This is a genomic window from Vibrio sp. SCSIO 43135, assembly GCF_023716665.1.
Classification (GTDB): Bacteria; Pseudomonadota; Gammaproteobacteria; order Enterobacterales; family Vibrionaceae; genus Vibrio; species Vibrio paucivorans.
Map to the genome: position 1 here is coordinate 626,099 of NZ_CP071860.1, position 21,323 is coordinate 647,421.

A 21,323-nucleotide genomic window follows, 5' to 3' on the forward strand; every position below is an offset into this window, starting at 1 on the left:
TCAAGAAGTTCGCACCTAAAGGGGAAAGCTTATTTCATTAACGCGTCGGTGATCTGAAGGCCATAAATGGCGATTAAGCCGATTGCTCCCGTGACGAGTAGGTAATACATCGTAGGGATGATGGTTTTACGCAATGTGGCACCTTCTCGGCCGAGTAGGCCTACCGTTGCTGATGCAGCTACAACGTTGTGAATCGCAATCATATTGCCGGCCGCTGCGCCTACCGCTTGCAGAGCAACAACGACAGCGCTGGAGATAGTCAATGTTTGTGCCACTTCAAATTGGAACTGGCTAAACATCATGTTCGATACCGTGTTTGAACCCGCGATAAACGCACCCAATGCACCCACAGTTGCACTTAGGGCAGGGAAAGCATCACCGACAAGACCTGCAGCGAAGTTGGCGGTAGTCACTGGCATGCTGGCTAGATCGGCTCCGTTTACGCCAGAGTTAATAAAGATGCGAACCATTGGAATCGTAAAGATAAGTACAAAGCCAGCGCCGATTAGCGTTTTGCTCGACTCGCCGAACGCTTTTGCTAGCGGCGCAACACTGCGTGCTTGCAGTGCTACTGCAACAAGGGCCACGAACACTAAGATACCACCAGGTAAGTAGAGAGGTTGAATAGCAGCGCTAATCCCCACTTCACCTAGGATATTGCTAAATGACACGCTGACGCTTGTGAGCATCGCTTTAAAGTCAGCGCTGACGCGACTCGCAACTAATACCACGGCAAGCAATACGTATGGGAACCAAGCTAAGACTAAGTTCATTGGTTTACCGCTAGAATCTTTTAGATCGATTTTTAGTGAACCCAGCCATTCAGCAGGCCATTTTTTCTCGTCTTCAAAATCCCATGTACTTTTCGGTACTAAGAAACCACGTTTAGCCGCAGATACAACGATAGATAGGCCAACTAAACCACCAATTAGAGATGGGAACTCAGCGCCTAGGAAAACACCCGTTAACGCATATGGAATGGTGAACGCAAGGCCAGCAAAGATAGCAAAAGGAAGAATGTCTAGGCCTTCTGTCCAGCTCTTATTTCTGCCAAAGAAACGGGTGAGCATCATTGCCATTAAGACTGGCATTAAAGTCCCCACGCTGGCATGAATTAACGCAACACTTGAAGTGATTTGCTGTAAGTAGGCTTCCCAGGTTGAGCCGTTCGCTAACAGGGCTTCACCAATATTGTGGGTATCGAGGCCTTTGTTCACACCCACAATGATAGGCGTTCCGACTGCACCAAAAGATACCGGGGTTGATTGGATCATCATACCCATAAGAACAGCAGCTAAAGCAGGGAAACCAATAGCAACCAATAGTGGTGCAGCAATGGCAGCTGGTGTACCGAAACCGGATGCACCTTCAATGAATGAACCAAAACACCAAGCGATGATGATGGCTTGCACGCGTCGATCCGGGGAGATATTGGTGAATCCATTGCGGATAGTGGAAATAGCACCGGTATGTTTTAGCGTGTTAAGCAGGAAGATAGCGCCAAACACGATCCATAGTACCGAGACGGTAATGCCTAGGCCTTGGAATACGGAAGCCAAAACTCGTGTGGTACTCATGTCCCATGCAAACAGTGCAATCACTACAGTGAGACCGAATGCGACAGGCATCGCGCGTTTCGCCGGCCAATTAAGGCCCACGAGTAGAATGGCAGCCACCACTATCGGTGAGAAGGCCACGAGGGCAAGTAATGTTTCACTCATTGGTATGTCCTTTACTTTCATTAATCAGGGCTCTTCAAAGCCTCTTGGAGTTTGTAATTCTGTTAGCAATGTTAATGCGAGGTGAATTTAACCCTTTATTTTTTGCTGATATAGGGAAATAATGAAAATGATTAATTCCAAAAGTGACATAATAAGATGCGAGCAGACGATTTAATCCTGTTTTCACAGGTCATAGAACTCGGTAGTTTTAGCAAGGCCGCAGAGCAAAATAACCTTACAAATTCGGTAGTTAGTAAACGCATTGCGCGTTTAGAAGAACAAATTGGCGTTCAACTATTATATCGAACAACGCGTAAATTAACGCTAACTGAAGCGGGCAAGGCTCTACTGCACGGCGCGAAAACTGTGAAGTTAGCCGCTCAGGAGGCTATGGACTCAGTTGCAGGCTTTGGTGAAAACGTGAGTGGTCATATCAAAATGTCGGTGCCTACCATATCGGGTGATTTGATATTGGCTGATGCTGTGGCCGAGTTTTGCGATATGCATCCAGGCCTGAGTGTCGATATGTCACTAGATAATAAGTTTGTCGATTTGGTGGACGGTGGGTTTGATCTCGTGATTCGTACCGGGTATTTAGAAGATTCAAGTCTAATCGCTCGTCATATCCTTGATTCTCAATGGGTGGTTTGTGCTTCTCCGTCGTACATAGCTAAACATGGTAAACCTATTGAGCCGCAGAATTTGGTGAATCATAACTGCCTCCAATACGCCTACCAAACCACGGGTGCAAGTGAATGGGAGTTTAAAGGCTCACAAGGGAACTACATAGTGCGTGTGTCAGGTTCGTTCTCGACCGATAATGCGACAGCGCTAAGGAAGGCGGCGCTTGGTGGGTACGGAGTGGCTTATGTACCTAGGTGTTTGGTGTATCACGATATACGAAATGGCCAGCTCATTGATATTTTTCCCGAACTCGTCGGCAAAAAGTTAGGCATCTATGCGGTGTACCCGTTTACAAGGCAACCACCCAACAAAGTTAAATTGCTCATCGAGCATATCCGCACTCGGTATCTGGCAATTTCTCATTATTTTTAGTTTGGGGTGCGTAGCCAGACTCTTGGGGCAGGTTTTTGTGGTCCATTTCTACTGCGTAATCGGCTTCTCATGCAGGCTAACTACACATCAAAGCCTCTGCCTTGTATAAATTTCCCACAAGAGCGGCGAAAATCAGTGCGAAAGATCAACAGGCCCTAACAAAAAGAAAAAGCGCCGCATCCATGCAGCGCTCTTTTGGTCGGCGGCCAAACCGATTTTTAGGTGCTATATCCGCTTTTAGGCGGAACATACCAAACGCAGGTTATGCATCTGATTTGGTATTCTTTTATAAGAGTAGACTAGATATTGAATTTAGGTACTACTCTTAGACGTTTGTATTTATTGCCACTGTTTAGGCGGCTTCTTCACTATCGAGTTCGAATGATGCCTCAATCAACTTACGTGTATAGTCGCTCTTAGGGTTATGGAAGATTTCATCTGCCGTTCCTTCCTCCATTACGACACCTTTTTGCATCACTAACACTCTATCGGATAGCGCTTTTACCACGCTCAAATCGTGGCTGATGAAAAGGAAGCCGATATTATGTTTGGCCTGTATTTCCTTCAAAAGTTCAATCACAGTGAGCTGAACCGAACGATCCAACGCAGATGTGGGCTCATCCAGTAGGATAAAAGAGGGCTCAAGAATCAGTGCTCTAGCGATTGCAATGCGTTGACGCTGACCACCAGAAAACTCATGAGGGTAGCGGTTGATTGAACTTGGCTCTAAGCGCACTTCCTCAAGTGCTATACGAGCACGCTGCAGTCGCTCCGTTTTACTTAGCTGAGGCTGATGGACAGTTAAGCCTTCAGTGATGATTTCTCCAACGGTCATACGTGGGGACAAAGAGCCATAGGGATCTTGAAAAACCATTTGAATGTCTTTCTTCAAAGCAAAACGTTGCTTGTCGTCTAATTGGCTTACATCTTGGCCTTTAAACGCGACTTTGCCTGTCGATGGCAACAATCCAATCAGTGCACGGCCAAGCGTGGATTTACCAGATCCTGATTCGCCAACAATCCCCAGTGTTTCACCTTGTTTGAGTTGTAAGGAAATGCCTTTAACCGCTTCAAAGTATTCGCATTTACTTGCTATGAAGTGGGATTTAATCATGAACTTAACACGAATATCTTCAGCGCTAAGTAAAGCAGGTGCGGAGGCTTCAACAGGATCTTTTTGCCCCTTAGGAACGGAGTTAATCAGCATTTTTGTGTAGGCGTGGTTTGGATTTTGGAACAGCTGCTGAGTAATGCCTTCTTCGACAACATCGCCTTTACACATCACCAATACGCGATCTGCCAGATGCTTCACCACCCCTAGGTCATGAGTAATGAACAAAATAGCCATGCCCATTTTGGCCTGAATTTCTTTGATAAGGTTGAGCACTTCGGCTTGCACAGTAACATCAAGCGCCGTTGTTGGCTCATCAGCAATCAAGATGTCAGGTTCGTTAATCAGGGCCATTGCGATCATGATGCGCTGTAGCTGACCACCAGAGAACTCGTGGGGGAATTTGCTGTAGGCTTGCTCAGGATTAGGCAGGTGAACTAAATTAAATAGTTCCAAAACGCGTGCTTTAGCCGCTTGAACTGAGACTGAACGATGGCAAGTCATCGCTTCCGCAACTTGAATCCCAACGCGAAGATATGGGTTGAGAGAGGTCATCGGCTCTTGGAAGATCATACCAATGCGATCGCCTCGAACAGCACACATTTCTTGTTCTGTTTTAGTCAGTAAGTCTTGGTTTTCAAATTGAATACGCGACTGCTCGTGAACAAGGGCATTTTTAGGCAGCAGTTGCATTACGGCGCTGCTTGAGACCGATTTTCCGCTGCCAGACTCACCAACGATAGCCAAGGTTTCACCTTTGCTAAGCTCGAAGTTAACGTTCTTGACGGCGTCCACGATGCCGTCGTTGGTGGTAAAGCTAACCGAAAGGTTACTTACGGTAAGAATAGGGGGCTGTGTCATTGTACATCCTTATCAATTGAGCACGGGCGCGTGAGTCATAAAGTCATTATGGTGTTTTAGGGTAGTGAAATAGTGATGGGCTTTTTGAACATGTTCGAGCTCTAGCATCCACTGAGCATTGCGCTGAGCTGAACAGAAAGCAGCCATGTGGTTGAGTAGGTCTTCACTGTGTTTATGCAAAATGCTGGTGGTTGTTTGAACCAGTTGGGATTGCTCAATAGAGACAAACTGAAGCAAGCCATAACTCTGATTGAGAGTGTCGAAAGCTTGCTGTTGTTGGCCCATCTTGTTAAGGATTTCCGACTGAGACACGGCAGCATCTCGTAAGCCAGACACTAAGCACACAAATTGACACGGTTTGGTTTCTTCATCTTCCATCGCTTGCTGGATATACGTGGGCATGTGTTGAAGCACCTCCTCAAACAAGCGGTGCGCTTCTGGCCAGTGGCCTTGTTCGAGCAATTGTTCAGCTTTTAAATAACTCGCCCAGCAATGTTGTAAGTCCATCTCATTAACCTCACCGTTGATTCGCTAAATATTTAAATCGAAATAAATCTCAATTGCAAATAATTATCATTAATAATGGTTGTGCAAGGCGATATGCGAAGTTTTTTTTGTGAATTGATTGTTATTTGCGCACTTAACCATGATTTCGGTGTAAGTCACTAAATTGTATGAATAAACCATCTACACTTGATAAAACAAAAAGGAAGAACAAACGTTTAGGAGGTAGTGATGGCGATTCAAAGATTGAATTCAGAGCAACTCTACAATACTGCAGAATTAGAGAAGTTGCCGTGCAAGTCGACCAAAGAACTGGCTCCAATCGATGAGATAGTCGGCCAAGAGCGCGCTCAAAAAGCGGTCGAGTTTGCTATGTCCATCAAGGAAAAGGGCTACAACATTTATGCTATTGGTCAAAATGGCCTAGGCAAACGAACCATGATACTGCGCTACTTAAACCGCCATCAGCATGAAGTCGATTCATTGTTTGACTGGTGTTATGTGGCGAACTTTGAAGACATTCGAACACCAAAAGTGCTGAAGCTACCATTCGGTGTGGGCGCAAAACTTAAGCAAGATATCGATAAACTGATCACCAAGTTAGTTAATGCGATCCCACTCGCCTTCGATAACGAAATGTACATTTCGCGCGCGGAAAGGCTTAAAAACCAATTGGCCGCCAAGCAGCAGGTCGAGTTAGAAAAGATCAGTAAAGACGCGAAAGAGCGCGGTATTAGTTTAACGTTGACCACGCAAGGCGATTACCAATTTGTCGCAATGGATGGCGAAGAGCTACATACCGAAGAATCGTTTGAGGCGTTAAGTAAAAAAGAGCAGGACTATTTCGGCTCTACTATCGATGCGCTTGAAGTGGATCTGCGTGAGATGGTTCGCCAGCTTACTGAGTGGGAAGAGTCGTACAGCGAAAAAATCAAAAAGCTAAACGACGATGTGACCCTAGATGTGATCACCCATTTTATTAAGCAGCTCAAGCTTGATTACACTAACTATCCAGATATTAAGTCTTACCTTACTGAGCTTCAAAAAGACATCGTTGAAAACGCTGACATCTTCCTAGAGGAAACGGGAGAGCAAGGCGAGATTGCAACGGCATCATTGGATAAAAAACTGCCTCGCCGATACAAAGTCAATGTACTGGTGAGCCGAAAGAGTGATGACTTCCCAATTGTGGTGGAAGAGAATCCAAACTATCACTCATTGTTTGGTTACATTGAAACGGCAACATTCAAAGGTACGGTATTTACCGATTTCTCTTTAATTCGCCCAGGTAGCTTACATAAAGCTAACGGTGGTGTACTGCTGATGGATGCGCAAAAGGTACTAGAGCAACCTTATGTGTGGGATGGCTTAAAGCGAGCGTTGCGAGCGCGTCAGCTAAGTTTCACTTCTTTGGAAAAAGAAGTCACGTTAACGGGTGCCGTGTCTCTTGATCCTGAGCCAATTCCACTGGACGTAAAAATCATCTTGTTTGGTGATTACCGCACCTACCAACTTCTCCAACATTACGATCCGGAATTTAGCGAGCTGTTCCGTGTGACTGCCGACTTCGAAGACGAAATGAAGCGCACGCCGGATTCAGAGCTGCATTATGCACGCTTTATTTCCAGCATTGTTCACGATAACAACATGCTGCATTGTGACCGCAAAGCCATTGCAAGGATCATCGAGCACAGCTCTAGGCTGGCAGGCGACCAAAGTAAGCTTTCGCTTCATTCTGCACACATTGCGAATCTGTTGCGTGAATCGAACTATGTAGCTCGCCAAGCGAACTCTAATATGATTCGTACCGGCCATGTTGAAGAGGCGTTAAGTAACCAACAATTGCGTGTTAGCCGGCTGCAAGATAGCGTGATGGAAAGTTTCATAAATGGCACTACGCTGATCCATACCGATGGGGTGGCAGTAGGGCAAGTAAACGCCTTATCGGTACTGAGTACCAGCGATCACATGTTCGGTGCGCCAAACCGTATTACAGCCACAACGTCGTATGGTGATGGTGACGTGATTGATATCGAACGTAGCGTCGATCTGGGGGGCAGCATTCACTCTAAAGGGGTGATGATACTTACCGCTTATTTATCTTCTGTATTTGGTAAAACAGCGAGAGTACCTTTAACCACCAATATCACCTTCGAGCAATCGTATGGTGGTGTCGATGGTGACAGTGCCAGCATGGCGGAGTTCTGTGCGGTTGTGTCGGCATTCTCTAGGAAAGCCAACCGTCAAGATATCGCTATTACTGGCTCGATGAACCAGTTTGGTGAATCTCAGCCAATTGGCGGCGTCAACGAGAAGATCGAAGGTTTCTTCGATGTGTGTGGAATCAAAGGACGCACTAGCGAACAAGGTGTGATCATTCCTCGCTCCAACATGCATAATCTAATGCTAAGGCCTGATGTGGTGAAAGCGGTCGAAAAAGGTGAGTTCCATATTTGGGCCATTGACCATGTCACTGAGGCGATTGAGATCTTTACCGGTAAGCCAGCGGGTGAACCAAGTGAAGAGGGCAGTTACCCAATTGATACCATTTATGGCATCGCGCAAGCTAAGTTGAACGCATTGCGAAAGTAGCACGATAGGAAAAGACTAAAAGCGCCCAAGATATCTTGGGCGTTTTTTTGTCTGAATTTGTGGTCACGCGACTCGATGCCCAGTGCCATTTCATTCCCGATACTCCACGCTAGAAATCCAAAAGCATGTCTAAATAAAGTTGTCTGGACTCGGAACTACTGTCTCGATGCACTGCGTATTCGACGTGTGTACCCATAGTTGCCGATGGAGAGAGTTCAATGCTCCATAAAGGGTTGATTTGGTTTGGCACCATAGAATATCGCACATCGATAATGCGCAGCTCATTGGTGGGGTCTTGCGCTAAATACCCATTTGAAAATCGGCGAAAACGTTCAATGTCTTTCGCTTGTTGAGAGCCCGGTACAAGCCATGGGAAGTCTCTGCTGAGGCTTAGCTTAGTGATGGACTCGCCTGGATATGTTTTGACGGATGACCCGACTCGAACGGCGTCAACGACATAGGTGTTGTGTGTTTCGTAAACGACTTTCCACACCAAGATGTTAGCAAAGCTCGGTTTAGCTTCTAGCTGAATTGGGTTGTGTTGCCTTTCTTTCGCCAATTCCCAGCCAGCGGCTTCAGCTCTATCTCTTTGAACGACTCCTAGCATCAAGTAGGTTACAGCCCAAAGATACGCAATACGCGAAAATAACACTGACCGCTTCATTATTGCCAGCCCTAGCAGTATCAATATGGGGAGCGTGAATAGTGGATCGATGACAGACACGGCGTTCCACGCATATCGATGATTGGATAGCGGCCAAAACAGTTGCGTACCGTATGAAGTGAATGAGTCTAGCAGGGCATGAGTGCTAAACCCTATGGCGGCATACAGCCAACTCTGTTTAAAAGAAAACCCTCGCTTTTTTGCCAGCAGATAGTGCAATACCAACGCACAAAGGAAACTACCGATAGGGATAAAAAAGAGTGAATGAGTAAACTGCCGATGTGCTTCGAGAAATAGCAACGGGTCGGTTTGCGAACGGATCAATACATCCAGATCTGGCGTCATTGCAGCAAGTAGTCCAATAGAGCCCGCAGTCATCAAATGTTGTTTGTTGCTAAACGACTGTGACAAGGAGGCGCCCAGTAAACCTTGTGTTATTGGATCCATAATTAACTCATTGATAGCACATGACTTAATAGTAGAACATAGGACAGGTTTCAGCTGAAAATTGAACTAAGTGGTCAGCGGGCTTTGAGCTATAGTAGATATCGAGGGTTGATATCATTTACCACTCATGTTTCATACTGGTTCATTATTAGATTTTCTGCACCACATTACGTCATACATGATTAACTCATAATGCACCAAAATTGTTCAGATAAATAAATACACTTTAATAACAGTTACTTATTTCCACTTTTCACGGTACGTTTATTTGGCATTCTTCTTGTAACTCTGTAATTGGATAACAAAAATACAATTATGGAGTAACAACATGAACAAGGTGTTCAATTTATCGCTAACTGCACTATGTACAACTCTTTCACTTTCTTCTGCAACGGTGTTTGCGGCAGAGGAAACAATTAAGGTGGGCGTTCTACATTCACTGTCCGGCACAATGGCGATAAGCGAAACAACGCTAAAAGATACCGTGCTAATGCTCATTGAAGAGCAGAATAAGAAGGGTGGTTTGCTTGGCAAAAAACTCGAGCCAGTAGTGGTTGATCCTGCATCAAACTGGCCTTTGTTTGCTGAAAAAGCCCGCGAGCTTATCGAGAAAGAGAAGGTTGATGTCGTTTTTGGTGGTTGGACGTCGGTGTCACGTAAGTCGATGCTGCCAGTCTTTGAAGAGCTGAACAGTATTCTTTTCTACCCAGTACAATATGAAGGTGAAGAATCGTCTAAGAACGTTTTCTATACAGGCGCTGCGCCCAATCAACAGGCGATTCCTGCCGTCGAATACCTAATGGATGAGTTGGAAGTGGAACGTTGGGTACTAGCTGGTACCGATTACGTTTACCCTCGTACAACCAATAAAATCCTAGAAGCCTACCTAAAAGATAAAGGTGTCGCAGAAGAAGACATCATGATCAGCTACACGCCATTTGGTCATTCTGACTGGCAATCAATCGTGTCTGACATCAAAAAGTTCGGTGCTGCGGGCAAGAAAACAGCTGTGGTGTCTACTGTAAATGGCGATGCGAATGTCCCTTTCTATAAAGAGCTCGGCGCTCAAGGCATTTCATCTGAAGATATCCCAGTTATTGCATTCTCTGTCGGTGAAGAAGAGTTGTCAGGTATGGATACTGAACCATTGGTTGGCCACTTAGCAGCGTGGAACTACTTCATGAGTGTCGATACCGAAGCTAATGCAGAGTTCGTGGAAACATGGCAATCATTTATCCAGAGTGAAAAACGCGTAACCAACGATCCAATGGAAGCGCATTATGTTGGTTTCAATATGTGGGCTCAAGCGGTTACCAACGCGGGCACGACAGATGCGGAAGCGGTACAAGATGCTTTGATCGGCGTATCAGTGCCTAACCTTTCTGGTGGCTACTCAACCATGCTACCTAACCACCACATAACTAAACCTGTTCTTATCGGTGAGATCCAAGACGATGGTCAATTCGATATCGTTTGGGAAACCACAGGCCTTGTCGCGGGTGATGCATGGTCTAGCTATCTACCTGAGTCTGCGAAGCTATTCTCAAGCTGGTCGAAGCCTTTCTCATGTGGTGCTTTCAACGTTGAAACCAAGAAATGTTCCGGTAGTAACTAGAACGATTGGTTAGCACATTGAGCCTTCTGTATAGGAGGAAGTGCCAGTGAAGGAGTTCCACTAATGGAAGGCTCATTGCTTCAAGTAACAATAATTCTACACGTGTCCATCAAGCAAAAATAACAATATCTAGCTGGATGTACTAAGGAAGCAGGGATGAAGAACGTATTGAACGTGTTTAAGGCACTGTTGATTTTAGCAGCGAGTGCCCAGTTGGCTTTTGCTGGTATAACGGATGAGGCTAGCTTTACCAAGGCGCTAGTTGGTAAGAAGACATCGGATAAAGAACTGGCCATCGACTGGGTGGTTGAGACGCAATCAGAAGAAGTAGCTAAAGCCATCTTGGATGGATGGTTAAATGGATACCTCTACTATTTTAATGACAGGCAAAGCGAACAGTATCAGCAGCTCTATCTTATTCAAAGCTTTAAAACATCGACCTCGACTCAGTCTGTTTGGGGAGGTTCTACCCTCAACATTGAAGATGCCAAGCTATTTAAAAAGGTTCGTGTAAACAACAAACTACGCGGGATCTTACGTGGTGAGATCGCTTCTATCGGGTTAAGCAGTAGCAACTCAGGTGTGCGTTATAAGGCGGTGTCCGATCTGTTGGGGACGAAAGATGCAGACATTATCGCTCGAATTTCGGAACTGAGGAAAAACGAGTCGGAAGGCTCGGTATCAGAGCTTATGGATCTGTCGTTGGCTATCTATAGCGCGCTCGATACTAGCGCAAGTACTGAAGAGCGCTTGGCTTCGATTGAACGAGTAGGGGATTTTAAACAATCAGTGGTACTAAAAACGCTGAACCAACTGCTTAATCGTGAGCAGGACCCGAGGATCTTGGCTGCGGCGGAACGCGCCTTAGACAGTTATCAGCAAAGCCAAGCGCTGTACTCGGGCGTTGAAACCGTATTCTTCGGTTTGAGCTTGGGATCTGTGTTGGTATTGGCGGGCATTGGCTTGGCTATTACCTTCGGCGTAATGGGCGTTATCAACATGGCGCATGGTGAACTGATTATGATTGGCGCTTACACCACATATGTGCTGCAACTTTTGATGCCCAATCATATCGGACTGGCACTGATTCTCTCTATTCCAGCCGCGTTTATTGTATCTGGTCTGGTTGGTATAGCGATTGAGCGAAGCGTGATTCGCCATCTTTATGGTCGCCCACTTGAAACCTTGCTTGCGACCTTTGGTGTGAGCTTGATTTTGCAGCAAGCCGTTCGTTCAATCTTTTCTCCATTGAACCGTTCAGTGAGTACACCTGAATGGATGTCGGGCGCACTCCAATTAAACCCAATGTTGTCACTGACCTACAACCGTTTATACATCATTCTTTTCTGTGGTTTGGTGTTTATCGGCTTATTAATGGTGCTCAAGAAGACACCGCTAGGGTTACAGGTTCGTGCAGTGTCTCAAAATCGTGGTATGGCTCGTGCGATGGGGATTCGATCTGAACGTGTTGATGCAATGACGTTTGGGCTTGGTTCTGGTGTCGCTGGTGTCGCGGGTGTCGCGCTTTCTCAATTAACCAATGTTGGTCCCAATATGGGGCAGGCGTACATCATTGATTCTTTTATGGTGGTGGTGTTTGGTGGCGTCGGTAACTTGTGGGGCACACTAGTAGCGGGATTAAGCCTTGGATTATTCAATAAGATCCTAGAACCATGGGCTGGTGCGGTACTCGCCAAAATCTTAGTACTGGTTTTCATCATTCTGTTTATTCAAAAACGCCCACGTGGATTGTTCCCACAACGTGGCCGTGCGGCTGAAGGTTAAGGACAACATCATGCAGTCAAAATCATTTGTACTTTCGGCGATGCGTGGTGACAAAGGGGGTCAACTGACCATCTTTGTGATACTTGCAGCCGTGATTTTAGTTCCACTGGCAAATACCATGCTGCCAAGTGGACATCCGCTTCATGTTGAGACTTTTACCATCTCACTGATGGGCAAATATTTGAGCTACGCCATGTTGGCACTTGCTCTCGATCTTGTGTGGGGTTACCTCGGCATATTGAGCCTTGGCCATGGTGCTTTCTTTGCTCTTGGTGGCTATGCCATGGGGATGTACCTGATGCGCCAAATTGGTGACCGTGGGGTCTATGGCGATCCTGTCTTACCTGATTTCATGGTGTTTCTTGATTGGTCGGCTTTGCCATGGTTTTGGAACGGTTTCGATCAGTTCTGGTTCGCTTGCATTATGGTGGTATTAATTCCAGGAGCGCTGGCTTACCTGTTTGGTTACCTTGCTTTCCGATCTCGAGTCTCTGGGGTGTACCTCTCAATCATGACTCAAGCGCTAACTTACGCCTTGATGTTGGCGTTTTTCCGCAACGAGATGGGCTTTGGTGGCAATAACGGGCTCACGGATTTCAAAGATATCATCGGTCTCAGTCTACAAAGTGATGTAGTCAAAATTGGCCTGTTCGTTTGTACTGGCATCGCTTTGATTTTCAGTTATGTAGTGTGTCGAATAGTGGTAACCAGTCGTTTGGGTCGAGTGGCACTGGCGATTCGTGACACAGAATCTCGCACTCGCTTTATGGGCTATGACGTTGATGGCATTAAGTTGTGGGTTTTTGTTCTCTCAGCAGTTATCGCAGGCATTGCGGGGGCGTTATATGTTCCTCAAGTCGGCATCATCAATCCTGGAGAGTTTGCACCACTTAATTCGATTGAAATTGTTGTTTGGGTTGCCTTAGGAGGTCGCGCCACTTTATTTGGTGCCATTGTTGGAGCATTGCTCATCAACTATGCCAAGAGCTGGTTTACGGTTGAGTTTCCAGAGGTGTGGTTATTCGCACTAGGTGGCCTATTTGTACTTTCAACCATGTACTTCCCACAAGGGGTCATTGGTTTTGTTAGCGAAAAGTGGCAGCAGCTACGAAAAGTATCGGACTCGAACAGTGGGAAGTCAGGCAAAGGTGGGCAGGCTAAATCCAAGGAGGTGATCGCATGACCCAATTTAATCGCATCAAGGATTCGGTTCAGGCGTTGACTCGTCGAGATGAAGTCTTCGACTACCTCAAACCGGATATTCACCCTGCTATTGATACCCGCCATAACGTGTTGTTGTACGTGGAAGGTGTCAATAAGAGTTTTGATGGCTTTCAAGCGATCAACGATCTTAATTTGTATATCGAAGAGGGCGAGCTGCGCTGCATCATTGGTCCAAATGGCGCAGGTAAAACCACCATGATGGATATCATTACTGGAAAAACTAAGCCGGATACCGGTGAAGTGTGGCTAGGCTCAAACATCAACCTACTAAAGATGAACGAAGCAGAAATTGCCAATGCAGGTGTCGGGAGAAAGTTTCAGAAACCGACGGTGATCGAATGTTTAACTGTGTGGCAGAACCTTGAGTTAGCTATGGCTGGCAATCGCTCTGTATGGGCGACCTTCACTGCAGCTATGTCTGGTGAGCAAAAGGACAAGCTCACATCGGTACTTGAATTGATACATCTAAAAGATAATGCCACGAATATGGCAGGCAACCTCTCTCACGGGCAAAAGCAGTGGCTAGAGATTGGCATGTTGCTGATGCAAAACCCTAAGTTACTACTGGTGGATGAACCTGTTGCGGGTATGACTCACCAAGAAATGGATCGTACTTCTGAATTACTCAACTCGCTAGTCGGCAACCACTCGGTTGTAGTAGTTGAGCATGATATGGACTTTGTTCGCTCAATTGCTAACCACGTAACCGTGCTCCATCAAGGCCACGTCTTGGCAGAAGGTACAATGGACCAAGTGCAGGCTCACCCTGAAGTTAAACAAGTTTATCTCGGAGAATAGGATGTTAGAGGTTAAATCAGTTAATCAGTATTACGGTGAGAGCCATACTTTGTGGGATTTGAATATGCAGATCCCACAAGGGAAATGTACGGTGTTAATGGGACGAAATGGTGTAGGAAAAACGACGTTACTTCAATGCATCATGGGGCTCGTTAAGGTTGAAAGTGGTGATATCTCTTTATTTGGTGAATCGCTGCTGAAATCTGATGCCGAGGAGCGTCCACGACAAGGGATAGGCTATGTTCCTCAAGGGCGTCAGATTTTCCCGATGCTTACTGTTCAAGAAAACTTGGAAGTTGGGTTGCCAATTAGAGACAAAGGCGACCGTAAAATCCCAGAGTTTATATTCGAGATATTCCCTGTGTTAAAAGAGATGCTGCATCGCCGTGGAGGTGACTTATCTGGTGGTCAGCAACAACAGCTAGCCATTGGTCGTGCCTTGGTGGTCAATCCAAAACTATTGATTTTGGACGAACCCACAGAAGGGATTCAGCCCAATATCGTACAGGAAATTGGCGATATCATTCGTATGCTCAACGAAAAGATGGGGCTTACGGTGTTGCTTGTCGAGCAGAAGTTGCCCTTTGCGAGAAAGGTTGGTGATCGGTTTTGTATTCTCGACCGAGGTCGTCAGGTCGCGGAAGGTGAAATGAAAAGGCTCGATGAGTCTCTGATTAAGGAGTACTTAACCGTATGAACACTATTTATTCTTTGAGTAAAGCAGGTGATACGACCCAAGCTGAATCATTGCCTCTGAATGAGATCATTGAACAAGATATTCGGGACGGTTGGCAAGCCGAATTAAATCTCACCTTTGCAGACCGTGGTGATAGAACAGTATTAAAGCATCGTCAGCAATCGGGCCCACTGGCGGTGCAACGTCCGTTATACCCTGATGGGAAGACGTGTCATACCTACTTGCTCCATCCTCCTGGGGGAGTCGTAGGTGGTGACACTCTGAATATTGAAGCGACCGTTGAGAATAGTGCTCATGCGTTGATCACCACTCCAGGGGCAACTAAGTTCTATCGTTCAAATAACAAGTACGCCAAGCAGAAGCAAACGCTTCGAGTGAAGAAAGGGGCTCGTTTAGAGTGGATGCCCCAAGAGAACATTTTTTTCCCGAATGCTCACGTTCGCTTAGACACTGAAATCCATCTAGAAAAAGGTGCACAGTTTTGGGGGTGGGAGATGCACTGTTTTGGAAGGCCTGCACAGAATGAGGGATTTGAGCATGGTCATTTAGTGGGGAAAACGGAAATCTACCTAGATAACCAAAGGCTACTCACGGAAGGGTTTGATTTTCATGGTGGCGATAACTTACTGATAGATATGGGGTTACTTGGCTTTTCAATGATGGGCACCTTTTATATTACCTCAGATCATCAGCAAGATTTAGAGTTGGTACAGAGCTTGCTCTTATCTATTAAACAGCAAGCAGTTACATCAAAAAATTCGAGTGAGCCCGCATTAATATTGGGCGCTACACAAATAGAAGGATTGATTGTAATAAGAGCATTGGGCAATTGGAGTGAAGATATCCTTCAAGCCTTTGGACAAGTGTGGCAAGCTACGCGTTCTCACTTGTGTGGTACCACTCCTGATTTACCGAGGATCTGGGCGACTTAGCTTTGTTTTCAAGAAGCGCCGCTCTCCTTTCTAGTCAGATGCGTTCAAGCTTGCTGTGTTTGAATCCCACTTAGTGCTCCTTTTTTTTGAGCACTAAGAGAACAACACTAACAGCGGGCGGCTAAATGGAATTAACACCAAGAGAAAAAGATAAACTCCTTATCTTTTGCGCAGGAATGCTGGCGCAACAGCGCAAACTAAAAGGCTTAAAACTGAACTACCCAGAATCAATAGCGCTGATCAGCTGTGCTATTTTAGAAGGTGCTCGAGAAGGTAAAACCGTTTCGGAACTGATGGATTTTGGGCGTACACTTCTTACCATCGATGACGTCATGGAGGGAGTCCCTTCCATGATCCCAGATGTGCAAGTTGAAGCCACTTTCCCTGATGGCACCAAGTTGGTGACCGTTCATGAACCTATCGTGTAAGGGGGAGTAGTATGGCTGGTTCCCCAAAACATTATTCAGGCTTAGTTCCCGGGCAGGTTGAAACCGCTGCGGGTAACATCACTCTAAATGAAGGGCGAGACACGACATCTGTCAAGGTCGAGAACATTGGCGATCGTCCGGTACAAATTGGCTCTCATTATCATTTCTATGAAGCAAACCCTTCGCTTATCTTCGACCGAGAGGCGACCAAAGGCTTTCGACTTAATATCCCTGCTGGGACAGCAACCCGCTTTGAGCCGGGTCAGTCGCGTAGCGTTGAATTGGTGCGTTATGCCGGAAAATTAGAGATCTACGGCTTCCAAGGGAAAGTGATGGGCAAGCTCTAAGCCCATTCACAGAAATAACTAAAACGACAAAGGATTGATCATGGCGACGATATCCAAGCAGGCGTATGCCGAAATGTTTGGGCCAACGATCGGTGACCGCGTGCGCCTCGCTGACACCGATTTATGGCTAGAAGTTGAAAAGGATTACACCGTCTATGGAGACGAAGTAAAGTTTGGTGGCGGTAAGGTAATCCGTGATGGGCAAGGGCAAAGTCAGCGTCCAAGTGCCGAAACTCCAGACTTGGTGATCACCAATGCTATCGTGCTGGACTACTGGGGCATCGTAAAAGCTGACGTCGCTATCAAAGATGGCCGCGTTCACGCATTGGGTAAAGCAGGCAACCCTGATGTTCAGCCCGGTGTCGATATTGTCATTGGCCCTGGCACCGAAATTTTGGCTGGCGAAGGTTCGATACTCACTGCTGGTGGCATTGATTCACATATCCACTTTATTTGCCCACAGCAGATTGAAGAAGCTTTGGCATCTGGCGTAACCACTATGATAGGTGGGGGCACTGGGCCAAATACGGGTACTAACGCGACGACATGCACACCGGGGCCTTGGAACATGCACCGTATGCTGGAATCTCTCGACCAGTTTCCAATGAACTTTGGTTTATTAGGAAAAGGCAACGCTAGCCAACCTGAGGCTCTGCGAGAACAAGTAGCCGCAGGTGCAGTGGGCCTAAAGCTGCATGAAGACTGGGGAACCACGCCTGCTTCTATCGATACTTGTTTGGCTGTTGCAGATGAAATGGACGTACAGGTTGCGATTCACACCGATACCTTGAACGAGTCGGGCTTTGTTGAATCGACCCTTGGCGCTATCGGAGAGCGCGTGATTCACACCTATCACACTGAAGGTGCGGGCGGGGGACATGCTCCCGATATTATCCGCGCCGCAGGCGAGCCGAATGTATTGCCGTCCTCAACTAACCCAACACGACCTTACACCGTCAATACGGTCGATGAGCATTTAGATATGCTGATGGTGTGTCATCACCTTTCACCATCGATTGCTGAGGATGTTGCCTTTGCGGAGTCTCGTATTCGCCGTGAGACCATTGCCGCAGAAGACATTCTTCATGACTTAGGTGCGTTTTCGATGATCGCTTCGGACTCTCAGGCAATGGGGCGGATTGGTGAGGTGGTCACTCGTACTTGGCAAACTGCACACAAGATGAAAGTGCAGCGTGGGAGCCTAAAAGAGGATTCAGACTACAGCGATAATTTCCGCTTAAGGCGTTATGTCGCCAAATACACCATTAATCCAGCAATTACGCACGGTATGGCGCATGAAATCGGCTCTATTGAAGAAGGCAAGTTGGCAGACTTGGTATTGTGGAAACCAGCATTCTTTGGTGTGAAACCGAGTGTGATCTTGAAAGGAGGCATGATCGCTATGGCGCCAATGGGTGACCCAAACGCTTCTATTCCGACCCCTCAGCCTGTTCATTACCGGTCTATGTTTGGTAGCTATGGTAAAGCATGTCAGAACACATCGATGCTGTTTGTTTCTAAGGAAGCCAAAGCACAGAACATTGATAAGCAATTGGGGTTAAAAAGTCTGATTGGTGTGGTGAGCAATTGTAGAAACATCAGCAAAGCTGACATGAAGCTCAATGACTGGATGCCAAAGATAGAGGTGGACTCGCAGACTTATCAAGTGCGTGCTGATGGTGAGTTGTTGACGTGCGAACCAGCTGAAGAGTTGCCAATGGCGCAGCGTTACTTTTTGTTTTAGCACTCGCTGAGGGCATATTTTTGCCAATGGCTGAGGGCTCTTATTTTAGCGAATCTACTTTGAACGTTATAAATCTCATAAGGAGATTGAGGTAATAGCATGATTGAACTTACTCAAATTCAAGCGGAGTTGAACACGGCTCCCGATGGCTTTCTAAGCCTACCGATCGATAGTCGAATCAAGAGTCGCCTTAAAGTGACTCTTGATGATGGCCGAGATGCAGGGCTGTTCCTACCACGAGGGCATATTTTGCGTGGAGGTGAACAACTCTCTAGTGAATGCGGCTTAGTCGTAGAAGTGAAAGCCGCTCCCGAAACCGTTTCCACAGTGTACTGCGAAGATTCCCACTTGCTTACTCGAGTGGCGTACCACCTTGGTAACCGTCACGTTCCGCTACAAGTCGAAGCTGGCTGGATTCGCTACCAACACGACCATGTTTTAGATGAAATGGTTGAAGGCTTGGGAGCGAAAGTGACGACAGAAAAGCAACCCTTTGAGCCAGAAGGCGGTGCCTATGGTGGTCGCTCTGGTGGTCATCATCACCATCATTAAATAATGAGTACGGCTGAATCTGGTCACGCACTGTACTGAGTACGCATTAGAAACATTTTCCAATAACAACACTTTCTCATAGAAAAGAGACACAAATTAACGCAAGGAATTCGCGATGAAATTGAAAACTGCTACAGGCTTACGCACGTTAACAACAGCGTCACTAACTATCGCTTCTCTAACAACATCAACATTGGCGTTCGCTCACCCTGGGCATGGCTCCCATTCTGTGAGCGACCCTCATTCATTCATGTCTGGCTTAACTCACCCTGTGACAGGGATGGATCATCTGATCATGCTGATCGCTTTCGGCTTATTAATTGGCGCATTATCGTTTTCAGCCAAGATAAAAGCTACCTTGATTGGAGCGGGATTGGCGTCGTTGGTAGTGGGGCTTTTTGCAGGCCAAGCACTCGGTTTCTCGGTGATTGTTGAACCAGCTATTGTCGCTTCTCTATTCGTGATAAGCCTTTGTTTATGGTACGTGTTCTCTCCATCAACCAAGCGTGTCACCAGCGTATTGGTCGCTTCCATTGCTATGTTGTTTTTCCATGGCTATGCGCACGGTGTTGAAGCCGCAAGCAACCTAACTCAATTCACAATCGGTATGAGCATCAGCGCGATGGCATTAATGGCTATGGGGACTTTTATCGGTCGTGCAGTTTACTCTAAATGGTTGTCAGTCGCTGTGGCGTCAGCAAGCGCTGCATTGCTGTTAGGCGTATAGGCTCTCGGACTTTTCGATTCAAAAGAAAGAGAGCACTAACATGACCACAACGGAAAATGTCGCTATTTATCGTTTGTTTCAACTAATCAGCCCATCATTGCCGATTGGAAGTTTCACCTATTCACAGGGCTTGGAATTCGCGGTTGAAGCTGGGTGGGTAAAGGACCGAAACAGCATGGAGCAGTGGCTCAATACTGTTGTTAGTTCGAGTGTTGCGACATTGGAACTACCTATCTTAGAGCGCCTTTATCATGCTTTAGAAGCAGGCGAACTCGATGAGCTCGAGCATTGGTGTAACTACTTGTACTCAAGCCGTGAAACCAGTGAATTGCGAGCAGAAGAAAAGCAGCGAGGCCAGGCATTGAATACCTTACTAAAAAAGTTAGAGATCGATATATCAATGGCTGAGTCTATTGATAGTCATCCAAACCAACTGTTGGGAATGTGCATCGCGGCTCAATACTGGGGGATCGATCTTGAAAGCCTCAAGCGAGGCTACTTATGGAGTTGGGTTGAAAACATGGTGACCGCAGGGGTTAAGTTGGTCCCTTTAGGGCAAACCGATGGCCAGCTGGCCTTAATCAATATCACCAACACGTTTCCAAAAATGATTGAAAAAGCGCATTCGATAGAAGATTGGATGATAGGGAGTTTCTCACCTTCAATGGCCCTCGCCAGTTCATTGCACGAAACACAATACACACGACTATTTCGTTCGTAGCAGGTGGCGCGAACGAAGTGTAGGGAAAATTTAAGGAAGTAGACAATGGAAAGTTATAAACAACCACTTCGAATTGGTATTGGCGGCCCGGTAGGGTCTGGTAAAACAGCATTATTAGAAGTGTTATGTAAGGAGATTCGCGACAAGCTAAACATTGCCGTGGTTACTAATGACATCTACACACAAGAAGATGCCAAAATACTCACTCGAGCGGAAGCTCTGGAGCCTGACCGCATTATCGGTGTAGAAACGGGTGGCTGTCCGCATACGGCGATACGAGAAGATGCATCGATGAACCTTGCTGCTGTAGAAGAGCTTGCTAAGCTACATAAGAATCTCGATGTGGTGTTCGTTGAGAGTGGTGGCGATAACCTGAGTGCGACATTCAGCCCTGAACTCGCCGATCTCACCATCTATGTGATTGATGTGGCGGAAGGGGAGAAGATCCCACGTAAAGGCGGGCCGGGTATCACACGATCTGATCTTTTGGTTATCAATAAGATCGATTTAGCACCATATGTTGGAGCGTCACTTGAGGTAATGGAACAAGACACACAGCGTATGCGTCCTACCAAACCCTATGTGTTCACCAACTTAAAAGAGAGTAAAGGCTTAGATACCATCATTGACTTCATCGTAACGGAAGGGATGTTGACTCTTAAAGAATCTACCGCCGTTTAATTGCAATGAACGATTGACGGTGCACCTTTATTAAATCGGTGTAATTACTATTGCAGCTCAGTTCGCATCCTGTCATGTGGCTGAGCCGTAATGTTTAGAGAAACAACGAAATGGGC

At 46.4% G+C, this 21,323-nt stretch carries 19 protein-coding genes; 15 read left to right on the forward strand and 4 right to left on the reverse strand.

The features are described 5' to 3' along the window. Positions 1-29: 29 nt before the first annotated feature. Positions 30-1,721, reverse strand: a complete 1,692-nt coding sequence (locus J4N42_RS17170) for an L-lactate permease (protein WP_252033762.1) — start codon at positions 1,719-1,721, stop codon at positions 30-32. A gap of 156 nt (positions 1,722-1,877) precedes the next feature. On the opposite strand from J4N42_RS17170, the gene J4N42_RS17175 reads away from it, so the two are divergent. Beyond that, a complete protein-coding gene (locus J4N42_RS17175) occupies positions 1,878-2,777 on the forward strand; it encodes a LysR family transcriptional regulator (protein WP_252033764.1) in 900 nt (299 codons plus the stop codon). Between the two features lie 352 nt (positions 2,778-3,129). Here the strand turns inward: J4N42_RS17175 and J4N42_RS17180 are convergent, their stop codons facing one another. Next, the gene (locus tag J4N42_RS17180) at positions 3,130-4,749 is read right to left on the reverse strand and encodes an ABC transporter ATP-binding protein (RefSeq protein ID WP_252033766.1); all 1,620 of its coding nucleotides are present in this window, start codon (positions 4,747-4,749) and stop codon (positions 3,130-3,132) included. A 12-nt stretch (positions 4,750-4,761) separates the two neighbouring features. Continuing rightward, entirely contained in the window at positions 4,762-5,256 is a 495-nt protein-coding gene (locus J4N42_RS17185; RefSeq protein ID WP_252033768.1) for a hypothetical protein, read from the reverse strand. 228 nt (positions 5,257-5,484) lie between these two features. Here J4N42_RS17185 and J4N42_RS17190 point away from each other — a divergent pair, with 228 nt between their 5' ends. Further along, complete coding sequence (locus J4N42_RS17190) at positions 5,485-7,845, forward strand: Lon protease family protein (protein ID WP_252033769.1); 2,361 nt, start codon at positions 5,485-5,487, stop codon at positions 7,843-7,845. A 109-nt stretch (positions 7,846-7,954) separates the two neighbouring features. On the opposite strand, the gene J4N42_RS17195 is transcribed toward J4N42_RS17190, so the two are convergent. Then, on the reverse strand, positions 7,955-8,956 hold the full coding sequence (locus J4N42_RS17195; RefSeq protein WP_252033771.1) for a metal-dependent hydrolase: 1,002 nt from the start codon (positions 8,954-8,956) through the stop codon (positions 7,955-7,957). Between the two features lie 328 nt (positions 8,957-9,284). On the opposite strand from J4N42_RS17195, the gene urtA reads away from it, so the two are divergent. The 13 genes from urtA (at position 9,285) to ureG (ending at position 21,207) form a co-directional block, all read left to right on the forward strand. Then, complete coding sequence (urtA, locus tag J4N42_RS17200; RefSeq protein ID WP_252033773.1) at positions 9,285-10,571, forward strand: urea ABC transporter substrate-binding protein; 1,287 nt, start codon at positions 9,285-9,287, stop codon at positions 10,569-10,571. A gap of 156 nt (positions 10,572-10,727) precedes the next feature. Beyond that, the gene (urtB, locus tag J4N42_RS17205; protein ID WP_252033775.1) at positions 10,728-12,356 is read left to right on the forward strand and encodes an urea ABC transporter permease subunit UrtB; all 1,629 of its coding nucleotides are present in this window, start codon (positions 10,728-10,730) and stop codon (positions 12,354-12,356) included. A 10-nt stretch (positions 12,357-12,366) separates the two neighbouring features. Beyond that, complete coding sequence (urtC, locus tag J4N42_RS17210; RefSeq protein ID WP_252033777.1) at positions 12,367-13,539, forward strand: urea ABC transporter permease subunit UrtC; 1,173 nt, start codon at positions 12,367-12,369, stop codon at positions 13,537-13,539. Then, on the forward strand, positions 13,536-14,378 hold the full coding sequence (gene urtD / locus J4N42_RS17215; RefSeq protein WP_252033779.1) for an urea ABC transporter ATP-binding protein UrtD: 843 nt from the start codon (positions 13,536-13,538) through the stop codon (positions 14,376-14,378). Before urtC ends, urtD begins: the two co-directional genes overlap by 4 nt. Position 14,379: 1 nt before the next feature. Further along, positions 14,380-15,075: an urea ABC transporter ATP-binding subunit UrtE gene (gene urtE, locus J4N42_RS17220; protein WP_252033781.1), complete on the forward strand. Its 696-nt coding sequence runs from the start codon at positions 14,380-14,382 to the stop codon at positions 15,073-15,075. Next, the gene (locus J4N42_RS17225; RefSeq protein ID WP_252033784.1) at positions 15,072-16,007 is read left to right on the forward strand and encodes an urease accessory protein UreD; all 936 of its coding nucleotides are present in this window, start codon (positions 15,072-15,074) and stop codon (positions 16,005-16,007) included. Before urtE ends, J4N42_RS17225 begins: the two co-directional genes overlap by 4 nt. A 125-nt stretch (positions 16,008-16,132) precedes the next feature. Next, entirely contained in the window at positions 16,133-16,435 is a 303-nt protein-coding gene (gene ureA / locus J4N42_RS17230) for an urease subunit gamma (protein ID WP_252033785.1), read from the forward strand. An 11-nt stretch (positions 16,436-16,446) separates the two neighbouring features. Further along, positions 16,447-16,782, forward strand: coding sequence for an urease subunit beta (locus tag J4N42_RS17235; RefSeq protein ID WP_252033787.1), 336 nt, complete (start codon positions 16,447-16,449; stop codon positions 16,780-16,782). A gap of 40 nt (positions 16,783-16,822) precedes the next feature. Further along, the gene (ureC, locus tag J4N42_RS17240) at positions 16,823-18,526 is read left to right on the forward strand and encodes an urease subunit alpha (protein WP_252033789.1); all 1,704 of its coding nucleotides are present in this window, start codon (positions 16,823-16,825) and stop codon (positions 18,524-18,526) included. Between the two features lie 99 nt (positions 18,527-18,625). Further along, entirely contained in the window at positions 18,626-19,078 is a 453-nt protein-coding gene (gene ureE, locus J4N42_RS17245) for an urease accessory protein UreE (RefSeq protein WP_252033791.1), read from the forward strand. A gap of 115 nt (positions 19,079-19,193) precedes the next feature. Beyond that, on the forward strand, positions 19,194-19,805 hold the full coding sequence (locus J4N42_RS17250) for a HupE/UreJ family protein (protein ID WP_252033792.1): 612 nt from the start codon (positions 19,194-19,196) through the stop codon (positions 19,803-19,805). 40 nt (positions 19,806-19,845) lie between these two features. Further along, entirely contained in the window at positions 19,846-20,526 is a 681-nt protein-coding gene (locus J4N42_RS17255) for an urease accessory protein UreF (protein ID WP_252033793.1), read from the forward strand. Positions 20,527-20,571: 45 nt separating this feature from the next. Continuing rightward, entirely contained in the window at positions 20,572-21,207 is a 636-nt protein-coding gene (ureG, locus tag J4N42_RS17260; RefSeq protein ID WP_252033794.1) for an urease accessory protein UreG, read from the forward strand. The last annotated feature ends 116 nt before the right edge of the window (positions 21,208-21,323 follow it).